Origin of the sequence: Pectinatus frisingensis (assembly GCF_015732285.1) — a bacterium.
In the GTDB taxonomy this organism is placed as follows: domain Bacteria; phylum Bacillota; class Negativicutes; order Selenomonadales; family Selenomonadaceae; genus Pectinatus; species Pectinatus frisingensis.
Genome location: NZ_WIQU01000053.1, coordinates 16,356 through 30,761, shown reverse-complemented (window position 1 = coordinate 30,761; position 14,406 = coordinate 16,356). Strand labels below are relative to the sequence as shown.

Below are 14,406 nucleotides of genomic sequence, written 5' to 3'. Positions count from 1 at the left end.
AAACACTTATATTTTCCCAAATGGAATAAAAAAATCACCGTACGAATAACATTAACCTAAAATGCAGCCTATGCTTTTAAAAAGATTCCCAAAAGCCATAATCACTGCATATCTGTAAATGTTTTTACGCACGGTGCTCTCTTATATTATTCTTTTTACCGATGTTCTTCCAATGAGTTCAGGTGGGAATTTTATATTTTTTACGGGTTCCCCCTTTATCAATTTAAGCAACATGCTTGCTGCGACACGCCCCAATTCCTCTTTGGGATGTCGGAAAGTTGTAAGACCAAAACCAAATTCCATTTGAAATTCAAAATTTGAATCATCAAAACTCACCAAAGAAATATCTTCCGGAACTTTTTTTCCATTACTGTACAAAACGCGTACGATTTCCCTGCTTATTTGGTCATTGTAGCATACCATAGCAGTGCAGCAGTTGTTTATCTTCAAAATTCTATCGCCAAAGTATCGCATGAACTCTTCATTTCTATCTTCTGTAGTATACCAAATAAGACTATTTTCAACAAAGTTCATCTGATGTTTATGCAGTGCATCTACACATCCTGCATATCTCAATCTGCCCTGCATGTCGTCGAGCTTAAATAATCCGCCAATTTTTTTATGACCACATTTTATCAAATGTTCAATTGCCGCCTGCCCGCATGCATAATCATCCATCGCAACACAAGGAATATCCATATCAGGATAAGATGCATTTATAAAAACGCACGGTATTGAAGCCTGCGTTATCTGTCTATATATTTTTTTATTAGTATTAGGCAATCCGGTTTTAGCCGGTTCTATAATCAATCCTTCTGCTTTTTGAGCCAATAGTTTGCTAAGAACGTCAGCCTCTCTTTCCATCTTGTTATACGTAAGTGACAACTGCACAAAATAATTATTAGCAACTAAAATATCATCTATTCCCTTTATGATAGCCGGGAAAATATATTCATTAAGATAAGTTGTCACAACACCAATCGTTTTCACTAAATGAGGTAATGCTATTTGATTTTCAGCAGAATACTTTACATATGTACCGGATCCACGACGCCTTTCCAATAGCCCTCTGCTTTCTAAAATACTTGTTGCCTGACGCACAGTCTGACGGCTTATAGAAAATCTATCACCAAGCTCATTCTCCGACGGAAGGCGCTCACCCGCTGCCAAGTCACCGTTAATAATTGCTGATTCCAGCCACTTCATCAATTCTACATATTTTGGTATGCTTTTCATACGACCAAATGCCTCATTTATAATCAACTCCACCTTTTCTAGTAATTATGAATGATTTATCCCAATTTGTCTACATTTATATTGGCATAGTTGTCACTGCCGTATCAAAATTAGCCAAAATTAATTTTTCCAGCATACCATTTTACATGCGGGGCTGTCACGTTAACAACATTGACCTCAACCTCAAGGTACCACCATCGCTATGCGGTTTCCTGTCCCTCTAAGGACCGGACAGCGGGGCAGAAACATGCATATAGGAATGAAAATAGCTGCGTGCGCCAACTCCATTAAATCGAATATATAATTGCTCATTGAATAAATAAATACAGATTTGTGCCCATATTTTACCATACATATAAAAAAACTGTCACACGAAGGTAATTCACTTACAAACATACTGCTATACTGCAATATTTATAAGTTATACCGTATCTGTGACAGTCAAAATGGTTTTATTTACTTTGTCCGTAATAAGCATTTGCACCATGTTTGCGCAGATAATGTTTATCCAGCAATTCCTGCTGCATAGACAATTTATCTTTGCAAAGCATTTGAGTATTATATGCCATCAAAGCTATTTCTTCAAGAATAATCGCCTTTTTCACTGCGGCAATGGGATCTTTTTCCCAGGCAAAAGGACCATGTGAATAAACCAAAACTCCTGGTACAGACATCATATCTATTTTCTTTTCCCGAAAAGTTTCTATAATGACCTTTCCTGTTTCCTTCTCGTAATCCCCGGCAATTTCTTCATTTGTCATGGCTCTGGTACAGGGAACAGGTCCATAAAAATCATCTGCATGAGTAGTCCCAAGTGCCGGTATGCTGCGGCATGCCTGCGCCCATGAAGTAGCATACCGGGAATGTGTATGCACTATACCGCCAATAGCGGAACAGGCCTTATACAATTCAATATGAGTAGCAGTATCTGAAGAAGGATTGTAATCCCCCTCAACTACTTTTCCCGTCATATCAACCACTACCATATCTTCAGCTCTCATTTTTTCATAATTCACACCTGATGGCTTTATGACCATAAGTCCCTTATCTCTATCTATTCCAGATACGTTTCCCCACGTAAATGTTACCATTTTGTATTTTGGCAGTAGCAGATTTGCTTCAAACACGTTTTTTTTTAAATTATCTAACATAGTATCCTCCTAATATGTATGACATATAAAATTGTTGTTATACATTATATACTATTTATTATCATTTGTTAACTTATTAATTATATTTTTTCAAAAAATATAAAATTGACATAATTTACATAACAGTGGTATTATGCAGAAAAGGTTTACTTTTAATAATTATAATAATCAGGAGGTATTTTAATGAGTGTAAAAGAAAGTTTTTTCGGCAGGATCTCTACTGGAAAAAATATTAATTTGTATACCATAACCAATAAAAATGGTATGACAGTTTCCATTTCCAGTTTTGGCGGAGCAATTACCAATATAATCATCCCAACCGCAGCAAAACCAGTGGATATAGTTCTGGGGTATGATAATGCTGCAGCCTATGAACGGCAGGATACTTATATCGGCTCACTTATCGGCAGAGTATGTAATCGCATCGAAAAGGGACATTTTGTTTTAAATAACCAAACATATGATTTATATACTAATGGTCACAATCATTTACATGGTGGTAAAATAGGTTTTGATAAAAAAATATGGTCAGTAGAAATAATGAAAGATAATGCTATAAAGCTATCGTATATAAGTCCTGATGGTGAAGAAGGATATCCTGGACAATTATCCGTCAACGTTATCTATCGTCTGCTTGACTGCAATACACTCACACTTGATTACACTGCATGGTCAAACAAAGATACGTTATGCAATCTCACCAATCATAGTTATTTTAATCTGTCCGGTTATGACAGCGGCAATGTAGGAGATCAGACTGTTCAATTATTTGTTGATGAATACACTGAGGTCAATGAATTGTCAATACCCACCGGTAAGATTTTACCGGTCAAAAAAACTCCCTTCGACCTACATGATCCGTCTGCTATAAAAAATGGCTGGGATGCCGATTTTCCAACTATACAGGCAGCCGGTGGCTATGATCACAACTTCGTCGTACCTGAATACAATGGCAACAGCAAAAAAATTGCCTGTGCCCATAGTGATAAAACCAATATAACCATGACTGCCTTCACTACATTGCCAGGATTTCAATTCTACACCGGTAATTATCTTGATCCCAAGGTAAAGGGTAAAAACAATATTCCTTTGCAGCGCCGTTCTGGTTATTGTTTCGAAAGTCAATACTTTCCCAACGCAGTCAATATTCCATCTTTTATTACTCCTATACTAAGAGCGGGAAATATTTATAAAGCGTCTACAGCATATCATTTTGATTATTGATTTTCGGGTAGAAGGTCATTCATTAATTAAATAGACTTTCCTCTCATACCACTGCATCTGCCGTTCGGTATACGCGATCAAATAATTTAATATGAATAAATTTTTCAGACATATTCATATAGCTATGAGATTCAGGATATTTGTCTGTTAGTGTTCTTTCTAGTCACCGTAAAAAAAAGCTGTAATGAATAAATTAAAATTCATTACAGCTTTTTTTATATTCGTCAATTTTTTTGCAGCACATCCAGTGCCATTTCAGCGTTACTAGAAGCCAATGCGCGTAATTCAGCCAGCCTTTGACGATTAATTACCCTTATTTCCTCTTTATTTTGCCACTTATCTATAAATTGTCTCATAATTTTTCCTGCTGTGACATTTTCTAAGTTTCCAGCAGTTTTTTCCCCGATAGAATTCAAGAACCTATCAACTTTAGGATCATATGAAAGACCTATCATCGGTACATCCATTACTCCGGCAAAAATAAGCGCATGCAGCCGAATAGAAATAAGCATATCCAGATTACCAGTTATCGACAAAAGTTCACTGGTAGTATACTCATCATTCAACAATATTGCCCTTGATTTCATATGTGCGGCAATTTTCTCAGCTGCCTTGACATCCTCGGGATACTGCATTGGTATAAATACTATTTGTACACCAAAATCAGCATTTATTTTATCAAGCACCTCTGATAATACTTGCTTATAATGTCTCAGACCCCGCCATTCGCGCGCACAAATTCCCACTATCGGTTTCGTACGAGATATACCAGCCTTTACCAAAATCTTCTGCCCAATCGTTTTTTCTACAGAATGTATAGCCAGAACCGGATCAGCTGTAACTTTTATGGTAGGCCGATGAATATTCATCTTTTCTAATTCTGCCAATGAACCTTCATCACGCACCGTAATAAGTTTTGCATGATTGCCGAACCAACACATAAGTTTACGCGGCAGCCAGCCATAAACAGGACCAATACCTTGTGCATAAAGCATGACCGGTGTTCCGACCAGCATTGCCAAAAATAAAATTCCCATATAATAATACAAGCTGCGTCCACTTGTTACATTTTGCAAAAGACTGCCACCACCGCTTATTAATAAATCGGCTTTTCGCAGTGTTTTTATGATGGAAAAAAGATCCAGCCAATTTACCGCTTTAACGCCATGTCGCTCTGTCGTATCCATGGGATTCGCTGATATGACTGTAAATTTTATTTTGGGATCAAGGTCAGCAAATACTTCCAGCATAGCAGCCAGCATCGCTTCATCACCGGCATTCTTCGAACCGTAATACCCTGAGACGACAACATTATTCATGCTCAGTACTTTTCCTCCTCTCCCGTGAGGAAGCTGCATATCTCCATAGTTCAACGACAATCAGCACGGCCAGCCCCAGCAAAGCTCCCAGTACCATACCATCTATGCCGCGAACCAAAGACATATAAACGGGTGTACGCATATGAGCAAATGTTTCCACCATCGAACCTTGCCCGATAGTTGCAGCAAAAACCATAACAGCAAAAAACGCTATCGGCCATTTTCTCAGCCATGCCATGATTACGATCATAAATGCCGGATGTCCAATAAATAATTCTTTAGAACGCGGTCTGGCAAAAAAACCTCGTTCCAATAGTGCCCGTATTTTCAATTCAATTCCGGGAACAGGAAAACCCGCCGTATGTCCGGAACGGGCGATAAATACTACTAACGCTGCCACTAAGAACAAAAAAATCATTAAAGTTTTTACCAATACTTTGATATTCAGAAATTCGATAATTTGTTTTTTCAATGGCATGGGTACCAATGAATTATCTTCATCAAAAATATTAAACCGCTGACACAAAGCTATTCCTACCAAAATCATCGGCAGAACAAAAGTCAATTTTATGCCTCTGAATATGTCTATTTCCAAGAAATATCTTACATCTGACAATAAACCTGATAAATATGCTGCTCCCATCAAAGAAACCGCACTTGTCAAAACAATGGCAATAAACGAAAAAGCTATAATTCGTTTAAAAGAAAAGGTTTTACTTCGTTTCATAGAACGCAATTTATCGAGCAAACCTATCATTGCCAGGGTCGGGAACAGGTTGGCTGCAGCCAAAGCTCCGATGACACGTATTTTGTTGCCATGCCCCATAATAAATGGAACTATACAAATCACCGCTGTTAAGGCAAATAATAAATATTGATATTTTATCTTAAATCCAGGAATAACTAATGACAAATATAATGTACCAGCAGCGCAAATTCCAAGCATAAGCAGTGCCCGCAACAATGGACTGCCGTTGTAACTGGTAAACATACTGGCCGGACCTATGCTGAATCCCTTGGCTTCCAATTTATTACGTGTAGCAGAAAAATACTGCATATTAGTCTGCATAACAGATAATCCCGGTGATGGTTTATCATACGGGCGCATTAGATTTATGCGAATGTTACGTTCTTCGTCCGTATTACTCCACCGTTCTACAGCCTCAGCCAGCTTTAATTTAGGTTGTTCATCTTTAGGGATCGTATAAAGTCGTGCCGCTTTATAATCAAGCTCTTTCGCTATATCGGTAAGTCCATCCTGTGGATAAAATTGCAACTGAGAAACATTTTCGATCATGCCAAGTGTTATATTCTGTTTCTTCATTTTGTTTACAGTATAATCAACTAGTTTTGGTGCCCCCAAAGTTTGCGGGCCGGAAAAAACAATATCAGACACCTTAATGCCCTTTAACCTATTAAAAACAGCGTCTATCTCTGTTTCATCTACATCAGTATAATTACTTGGCCGAGCAATCACATAAAAACCAGCAGCATTTACTGCCTTCATTTCATCAGTGGGCATTCCCAAATTCATTTTCAAAAAGTTTTCATAATTTGCCTTAACTACTAAAACCTCTTCATTGCCAACCTGCATAGGATGTACCCGATCCGCCCCAAGGCGCAACGGCAAATCTTCTTTCAACTCATTAAAAGTCTGTTGGTCATGTCCTGTTACGTAAATATCAGCAGCCTTTATTTCCCCGTCACTTACTAATGCACGCCAAGATGGATCAGTAAGCGAACCACTGTAATACTGCTGTAAAATCGTACTGCCGGCAGTAGCAGACGCTTTTCCATTAGCATTTAATTTTTTAAATGTAGTTTCATAAACAGCTAGTGAAGTTATCCCTGCATTTTTAGCTTCCGCAAGCACTTCAGCGGGCGGTAAACCTTCGTCTTCTGCCAATTTCAACAAGTCTTCATAATCAAGTGCCAACTCTACCGTCATATTATTTTTTTCTACATTATAACGCTGAAAACTTATTATTAGCCCAGCAATAAGACCTATTCCAATTAGCAGCACAAACCATCGGTTATAATTGAAAACCCTCAAAATTTTCCCCACCTTATTATTCTTTGTGAGCACTTGCTTTTATCAATATTTGATTTTCTTCCTGCATCACAGAGTCAATTTTAGAATCAAATGGCAGCTTACTTTTATCCAACAACAATATATCTTCTTTGCTGTCAATAGTAAACTTACCCAGTAAACCATTTTCTACATCAAATTCAGTTATTTTAAAATAAACATTTCCATCCTTAGTGTATAATTTTCCCTGTAATACTGTTGCTATATTATTGCCAAGCAAAGGAATATCAGCCTGAACTGTTATTCCCTGCGGTTTTATTTCCACAGTGGCATTATGCAGACGACTTATGCGCTTGACCAGTAATCTCTCAAGTGATTTTTTATCAATAGCACATGTCAGTGTCATATTCTCTGCCTTATCAACTACCAGCTGTTTTTCCAGCAATTTAGGCATATCTACTACTATGTTACTGCCGGTCAAAGATACATCACGCACTTCTGTTTCTCCGATTATGGCACTATCTGCCCTATATTGCAGATCATTTATCCGACCTGTTATTATCATAAACGCCGGATGAGTTTGAATCTCTCCCTGCAAATTCTGCGCTTTTATATCCTTTTCCAGATGGTTTTCTATTGTATAAGAAATAAATCCTGGCAAAAACATATTTGTGAATACGGCCAGAGCTATAATCAACAGTGAGACAAAAACCAAAATTTTACGCAAATCAATCACCTGCCATAATGGAGTTCTCGTTTTCTTTAAATCCAACAGCCTGCATCGCTACCGTCACGATATTTGTTTGTTGGCCTTAGCTTTTAAATAACTTTCGATAAACAAATCAATATTACCATCCATTACTCCTTGAGTATCACTGGTTTCAACATTTGTCCGATGATCTTTAACAAGATTATAAGGATGAAAAACATAAGAACGAATCTGACTGCCCCATTCTATTTTTTGCTGATCTCCCTCTAATTTAGCAAGTTCAGCTTCTTTCTTCTGCATCTCTAATTCAAACAGACGGGCCCGTAGTATTTTAAGGCACTGTTCTCTGTTTTGCAGCTGTGAACGCTGATTTTGGCATTGTGCCACAACACCTGTTGGTATATGAGTCATACGTACCGCCGAATCAGTTTTATTTATATGCTGACCACCGGCACCGCTGGCACGATAAGTATCGACACGAACATCCGCCATATTTATATCAAACTCAGTATCATCATCTATTTCCGGCATAACATCACAAGCCGAAAAAGATGTATGCCGCCGGGCATTGGCATCAAAAGGCGAAATTCTAACCAAGCGATGTACCCCTTTTTCTGATTTCAGATAACCATATGCATTATGCCCCTTAATCATTAAAGTCACTGATTTGACACCCGCTTCGTCACCCGGCAGCAGATCAACCGTTTCAACATTGAAACCCCGTTTTTCCGCCCAGCGGCCATACATGCGCAGCAGCATCTGCGTCCAATCCTGTGCTTCAGTACCACCGGCACCTGCATGTAAAGTTAAGATAGCATTACTGGAGTCATACTTGCCTGACAACAATATTTCCAATTCCAGATTTTCAATCTGAGTATTTATCGCTGCAATTTCATTTTCAACTTCACTACAGACACTTTCATCTTTGTCTTCCATGCTAATCTGCCAAAGTATCTGCATGTCATCGTACTTACTGAGCATACTCTCATAACGATCAACATTATCCTTCAGTGAATTTAGTTCCGTAGATATCTTCTGCGCTTTTTGAGCATCATCCCAAAAAGCCGGCTCACCCATTTTATATTCGAGTTCGGCTATCTTTTCCTTTTTGCGGGCGACGTCAAAGTGAAGCCCCCATTTCATCCAGTTTTTTCTTTAAATCCACGATTGTTACGCGTAAATCTTCCAGCACTGTTTCTCACATCCCATATATTATTTATTGCGTCCACAACAATTTTTATACTTCTTGCCACTGCCGCATGGGCACGGATCATTACGTCCGATAGTATTATTATTCACAATAGGTTTCTTTTTAGTACTTTCTTCTGTATCACCATGCGACGTAGTAGCACCTTTTAAATGATCTTCCAAAGTTGGTTGTTCCTGACGAACAATATTTACCCGGTACATCAGTTTTACAATATCTTCCTGAATGCTGGCAATCATCGCCTGGAACATATCATATGCTTCTATCTTATATTCAACCAGTGGATTCTTTTGTCCGTAAGCTCTCAGGCCAATGCCTTCCCGTACCATATCCATAGCATCAAGATGCTCCATCCATTTGCTATCGACTACTTTAAGCATTACAATTTTTTCCAACTCACGCATATTTTCTTCGCCAAATAATTTTTCTCGTTCGGCATATGCATTATCAGCTGTCTTACACAGGAACTCCTTAAGTTCATCACGACTAAAGTTACCCAATGTTTCTATATTTAATGTATCTTTAGGTGCATAAATTTTTACTGCATCATCAATAAGTCCTTTAAGATTCCATTCTTCTGGATAAACTTTCTCATTAGCATAAATCTCCATTTCATGATCGATAATTTCATGAATCATGTTTAAAATATTTTCTTTTAAATTATCACCGGTCAAAATCTTACGGCGTTGACCATAAATCACCTCACGCTGCTGGTTCATCACATCATCATATTCTAAAACATGTTTACGTATATCAAAATTACGTGCTTCAACCTTTTTTTGTGCCTGTTCAATAGAACGGGTTACCAGTTTATGTTCAATCGGATCATCTTCACCCATTCCCAGTTTATCCATTATGTTAGCAATATTATCAGAGCCAAACAAACGCATCAGATCATCCTCAAGCGATAGATAAAATCTGGAAGAACCCGGATCACCCTGACGACCGGCACGACCGCGCAGCTGGTTATCAATACGGCGTGATTCGTGGCGTTCTGTACCTACTATATGAAGTCCGCCGTTTTCTGCGACTCCATCACCCAATGTAATGTCTGTACCACGCCCGGCCATGTTAGTAGCAATAGTCACAGCTCCTATTTGCCCTGCACCGGCAATTATCTGAGCTTCTTTTTCATGATATTTGGCATTGAGTACATTATGCGGTATATGTGTCTTTTTTAACAATGCACTTATTTCTTCTGATTGGACGATAGATGTAGTACCGACAAGTACCGGCTGTCCTTTTGCATGATAATCCTTTATTGCCTGAATTACCGCCTTAAGTTTTGCCTTCTTCGTCTTATAAATAACATCAGGATAATCTGTACGCAAAACAGGCATATTAGTGGGAACAACTATAACCGGCAGCTTATATATTTTTATGAATTCATCTTCTTCTGTTTTCGCTGTGCCAGTCATTCCAGCTAATTTTTCATACATACGGAAATAATTCTGAAAAGTAATTGTAGCAAGCGTCTGTGATTCACGCTGTATTTTCACATTTTCTTTTGCCTCAATGGCCTGATGCAGCCCATCAGAATAACGACGTCCAAACATCAAGCGTCCGGTAAATTCATCAACTATAATTATTTCATTATCACGCACTACATAATCTCTATCACGTTTCATCAACGCTTTAGCGCGCAACGCCTGAGTAAAACAATGTGACATTTCAATGTTAGCCGGATCATATAAATTACTTATGTTTAATGTCTTTTCAACTTTTGCAACAGCCGTTTCACTCGGAGACACAGTTTTTTCTTTTTCATTAATAGTGTAATCTTCATTCTCTTTTAATGGTGCAACAGCTCCCGCCATGATAGAATACATATTAGTTGACTTACTGCCGGGACCGGAAATAATCAACGGTGTTCTGGCTTCATCAATGAGAATACTGTCAACTTCATCAACAATAGCATAATGCAGATCTCTTTGCACCATCTGATCTTTGTAAATAACCATATTGTCACGCAAATAATCAAAACCAAATTCATTATTCGTACCAAATGTTACATCGCAATTATAGGCAAATTTGCGTTCTGCAAAATCCATATCGTGTGTAACAAGTCCCACTGATAAACCCAAGGTACGATACAGCTTACCCATCCATTCACTATCACGTTTAGCCAGATAATCATTGACCGTAATCATATGAACACCTTTTTGCGATAGCGCATTAAGATATACAGGCGCTGTTGCTACCAAAGTTTTACCTTCACCGGTTTTCATTTCGGCAATCTTACCTTCATGCAGGCAGATGCCGCCAATCATCTGTACATCAAAATGCCGCATTCCCAACGTGCGGCGTGAAGCTTCACGCACCACAGCAAAGGCTTCCGGTAAAACAGAATCCAATGGTTCCCCATTAGCAATACGTTCCTTAAATAACTTAGTATTACCGCATAATGTTCCATCGCTCATTTTTTTATATTCCGGTTCCAATGAATTTATTTTTTCAACGATGACGCGCATACGTTTTATTTCATTTTCATTGTTGTCACCCAGCAAACTTTTTAAAAAACCAAACAAATATTGTCACCTCTTACTATATATAAAGCAGAAATATTTTCTTCAGCAAATTTATCAGTCATTCCCCGCAAATTTGCCCAAACTACATAAAAGTTTATCAAACAATTATATATAAGTCAAAAACAGTATAACGTAAATTATAAGCTTTAACAAGATTTTTGGCAATATAAAACCAGATATGCCAATTATTACTGACAGTATCATCTTAACAAATATTTATTATCTCCCTATAAAACAAAGGAGCTGCCGAACATAAACATTTTCATTCATAAAATATGCAATATTCCGTTCCTCCTGTCATTTCAAAAGGACGGGAAACCGCATAGCGGCATTAGATTGCATTTTTATGAGGTCAATGCCATTCGTACGGCAGCTCTTGTTTTAAAAAATAGTTTTCATTATCCCGATTACCTGCACTCGTTCTACATTAAACACCTTTTTCAATGCAGCCCCCATATTCTGAACATGCATACGTTGCAGCTCATTGCCTACAGTTATTAATAAAGTGTTATTATTTTGCGCTATATTATGGATATTCTGCACATATTTAGTGAAATCAGTCCCACCGATAATATCTTGCAAAGCCAGCAACTGCTGATTAAATTGCGGCATTCTTTCCGTCAGCGGGGTAAGTTTTTCCGTCCTTAAATGAGGATTATTGCCAACATAATCTGTTTTATCCGGCACCTCAAACAAAATTATCGCTTCCTTATTATATTTTATAACTTTGCGCCAATTTTTTAAAAATGGGTAAAGACTTTCTTATAGTCGACTCTTTTATACAATATGATGCACGAAAGTGGCCAGGACAACCAAAATCACTGCCAGGAACGAGCAATAAATCAAATGACTGTGCCCTTTTACAAAAAGCATAATCATCAGTTTCTAAAGATTCCGGGAATAGATAAAATGCTCCCTGCGGTTTCAAACATTTAAAACCTGCCTCAATCAAACCATTATACAGCAATTCACCATTTTTTCTATAAGCTTCTATATTGGAAGGCAAATCACAGCAACGTGCCACGACCCGCTGAAACAGCGAAGGCGCATTTACGTGTGTAAGCACTCTGGCCGCTCCTGCAACAGCTCCATATATTTTTTCATAATCAGCTGTTTCATCAGGAACAATAATATAACCTATGCGTTCGCCCGGCAGTGAAAAAGATTTGCTGTATGAATAACAAACAATCGTATCAGCATAGTAATGTGTCAGATAAGGAACGTCAATCCCATTATAGGCTATTTCCCGGTACGGTTCATCCGATATTAAAAATATGGGATGTCCATATTGCTGCGCCTTTTTAGTCATTACTGCTGCCAGTTTTTTTATCGTAGCCTCCGAATACACTGCTCCACTGGGGTTATTGGGTGAATTAACGATCACCGCTTTGGTATGAGACGAAAGACATTTATCAAATGCCGCAAAATCAATCTGAAAATCAGCCGGTTGGGCGGGCACTACTACCAACTTTGCACCGGTCGATTCGACAAAACATTTATACTCGGGGAAATACGGTGCAAATGTAATAAATTCATCATCCGGTTCACTAAGTGCCTTAAACGTTATTGTTATAGCTCCGGCAGCACCGCCTGTCATAAAGAAATTCTTAACAGTAAAATTTGTTTTAAAACGACGATTTACACTTTGTGCTAGTTTTTCCCGTACAATGGGTAATCCGGCTGCTATCGTATAACCATGGACAGCGCAGGGATCTTCCTCATTTAAAATATCAAATATGGCCTGTTTAATAAAATTAGGTGCCGGAACATTAGGATTTCCCAGGCTATAATCATAAATATTGTCTTCACCAACTTGAGCTGCCCGCTTGCGGCCATACTCAAAAATAGTACGTATCGTAGATTTTTTTGTACCCAATTCATACATTGCCTGTGCAATCATTTAATCAATCCTTCATTACTAATTTACAGTTTCTTTTTATTGTAACATCTTTGAATATTCTCTTCAATATATGTAACACAAAAAGCCTTAGAACTAATCTAAGGCTTTAAAAGCAGCTGTTACTCAATAAGCGTACATTACTGTGCTATTTTTTCATCCTGGAAATAATGCATACTGGTCTTTTTCCATTCCTTGACACTATACAGCATTACCCGTCTGTCAAGATTATTTTCTCGTGCCAGTTCATCAACAATAGCATTACACTCATTGTGTGTTCTGGCATGAATCATGGTATAAACATTGTATGGCCATTCAGGTGTAGTAGTACGATCATAGCAATGTGATACTGCAGCATTTGCCGCCATCGCCCGGCCTGTTTCATCCATTCTTTCTTTTGGGACAACCCATGCGCAAAGTACATTTGCCGAAAAGCCTGCCGTATAATGGCCCAAGACAGCCCCCATTTTACGTATCTGACCATTTTGTTTGTATTTTTTCAATCTTTCCAGCAATTCAGCTTCACTGATTCCTATACGATCTGCCAATTCTTCATACGGTTTTGCCACAAGCGGAAAATCATTTTGCATAACTTTGATAATCTTTTTGTCCAATGCATCCATCTACATTACCTACTTCAAGTTAAATTTTACATTGACCTTATATTTTTTGCGCGAAACCAAACTCATTGCCGATTCCACACCGGGCAGCATGCGAACGTCATACAAAATTTTATCGCGCTGCGCTTCATCCGGTGTCAACAAAGTAAACCACAGGTTATATTTCCCCCTGCGTTCATAATTATGAGTAGCTCCTTCATAGGTATTGACAGCTTCAGCAACACTTTCCATATAGCCGTCTTTAACCTTTAACGCTACTAAAGTACCTACATAACCCAATTTCCCTGAATCAAAAAATGGTCCTATACGACGAATGTAGCCTGCTTCTTTTAATTTTTTTAATCGATCAATGACCATGTCCTCTGATAACCCAACCATTTCACCAAGTCTGGCAAACGGATGGGAAACAAGCGGTAGATTTGTTTGGATTACATTGAGTATTTTCTTATCTGATACCGACAGCATATAACACCTCATAAATCATTA

12 protein-coding genes are annotated in these 14,406 nt (G+C 38.2%); 1 reads left to right on the top strand and 11 read right to left on the bottom strand.

Annotation, left to right across the window (positions count from 1 at the left end; all coding sequences use genetic code 11):
• Window positions 1–141: 141 nt before the first annotated feature.
• Window positions 142–1,236 (bottom strand): GntR family transcriptional regulator, encoded by a 1,095-nt coding sequence (locus I6751_RS09555; protein ID WP_196590659.1) that lies wholly within the window; start codon window positions 1,234–1,236, stop codon window positions 142–144.
• A gap of 452 nt (window positions 1,237–1,688) precedes the next feature.
• Window positions 1,689–2,387 carry an L-ribulose-5-phosphate 4-epimerase gene (gene araD, locus I6751_RS09550; RefSeq protein ID WP_196590658.1) on the bottom strand — a complete coding sequence of 233 codons (699 nt, stop codon included), beginning with the start codon at window positions 2,385–2,387 and terminating at the stop codon, window positions 1,689–1,691.
• 183 nt (window positions 2,388–2,570) lie between these two features.
• Between araD and I6751_RS09545 the strand changes: the two genes are divergently transcribed.
• Complete coding sequence (locus tag I6751_RS09545; protein ID WP_196590657.1) at window positions 2,571–3,611, top strand: aldose epimerase family protein; 1,041 nt, start codon at window positions 2,571–2,573, stop codon at window positions 3,609–3,611.
• A gap of 224 nt (window positions 3,612–3,835) precedes the next feature.
• Here the strand turns inward: I6751_RS09545 and csaB are convergent, their stop codons facing one another.
• The 9 genes from csaB to ahbA all read right to left on the bottom strand — a co-directional run bounded on the left by csaB (window position 3,836) and on the right by ahbA (window position 14,385).
• Window positions 3,836–4,930: a polysaccharide pyruvyl transferase CsaB gene (gene csaB, locus I6751_RS09540; protein ID WP_196590656.1), complete on the bottom strand. Its 1,095-nt coding sequence runs from the start codon at window positions 4,928–4,930 to the stop codon at window positions 3,836–3,838.
• Window positions 4,923–6,983, bottom strand: coding sequence for a DUF5693 family protein (locus tag I6751_RS09535; RefSeq protein WP_196590655.1), 2,061 nt, complete (start codon window positions 6,981–6,983; stop codon window positions 4,923–4,925). The genes csaB and I6751_RS09535 overlap by 8 nt, the downstream gene beginning before the upstream one ends.
• Window positions 6,984–6,999: 16 nt before the next feature.
• Window positions 7,000–7,686 (bottom strand): LmeA family phospholipid-binding protein, encoded by a 687-nt coding sequence (locus I6751_RS09530; protein WP_196590654.1) that lies wholly within the window; start codon window positions 7,684–7,686, stop codon window positions 7,000–7,002.
• 63 nt (window positions 7,687–7,749) lie between these two features.
• A protein-coding gene (prfB, locus tag I6751_RS09525; protein WP_196590653.1) for a peptide chain release factor 2 occupies window positions 7,750–8,860 on the bottom strand; the annotation gives its coding sequence in 2 pieces (ribosomal slippage) (window positions 7,750–8,790 and window positions 8,792–8,860; 1,110 coding nt in all).
• 20 nt (window positions 8,861–8,880) lie between these two features.
• Window positions 8,881–11,403: a preprotein translocase subunit SecA gene (secA, locus tag I6751_RS09520; RefSeq protein ID WP_196590652.1), complete on the bottom strand. Its 2,523-nt coding sequence runs from the start codon at window positions 11,401–11,403 to the stop codon at window positions 8,881–8,883.
• Window positions 11,404–11,784: 381 nt separating this feature from the next.
• Window positions 11,785–12,099, bottom strand: a complete 315-nt coding sequence (locus I6751_RS09515; RefSeq protein ID WP_182187997.1) for a hypothetical protein — start codon at window positions 12,097–12,099, stop codon at window positions 11,785–11,787.
• A 16-nt stretch (window positions 12,100–12,115) separates the two neighbouring features.
• On the bottom strand, window positions 12,116–13,303 hold the full coding sequence (locus I6751_RS09510; protein ID WP_196590651.1) for a pyridoxal phosphate-dependent aminotransferase: 1,188 nt from the start codon (window positions 13,301–13,303) through the stop codon (window positions 12,116–12,118).
• Between the two features lie 137 nt (window positions 13,304–13,440).
• A complete protein-coding gene (gene ahbB / locus I6751_RS09505; RefSeq protein WP_196590650.1) occupies window positions 13,441–13,923 on the bottom strand; it encodes a siroheme decarboxylase subunit beta in 483 nt (160 codons plus the stop codon).
• A 9-nt stretch (window positions 13,924–13,932) separates the two neighbouring features.
• Window positions 13,933–14,385, bottom strand: a complete 453-nt coding sequence (gene ahbA / locus I6751_RS09500; protein WP_182187994.1) for a siroheme decarboxylase subunit alpha — start codon at window positions 14,383–14,385, stop codon at window positions 13,933–13,935.
• Window positions 14,386–14,406 lie beyond the last annotated feature (21 nt).

Bases quoted from the DNA above. Each gene is read 5' to 3' on its own strand.
- I6751_RS09555 (WP_196590659.1), bottom strand. From the start codon at position 1,236: ATGAAAAGCATACCAAAATATGTAGAATTGATGAAGTGGCTGGAATCA.
- araD (WP_196590658.1), bottom strand. From the start codon at position 2,387: ATGTTAGATAATTTAAAAAAAAACGTGTTTGAAGCAAATCTGCTACTG.
- I6751_RS09545 (WP_196590657.1), top strand. From the start codon at position 2,571: ATGAGTGTAAAAGAAAGTTTTTTCGGCAGGATCTCTACTGGAAAAAAT.
- csaB (WP_196590656.1), bottom strand. From the start codon at position 4,930: ATGAATAATGTTGTCGTCTCAGGGTATTACGGTTCGAAGAATGCCGGT.
- I6751_RS09510 (WP_196590651.1), bottom strand. From the start codon at position 13,303: ATGATTGCACAGGCAATGTATGAATTGGGTACAAAAAAATCTACGATA.
- ahbB (WP_196590650.1), bottom strand. From the start codon at position 13,923: ATGGATGCATTGGACAAAAAGATTATCAAAGTTATGCAAAATGATTTT.
- ahbA (WP_182187994.1), bottom strand. From the start codon at position 14,385: ATGCTGTCGGTATCAGATAAGAAAATACTCAATGTAATCCAAACAAAT.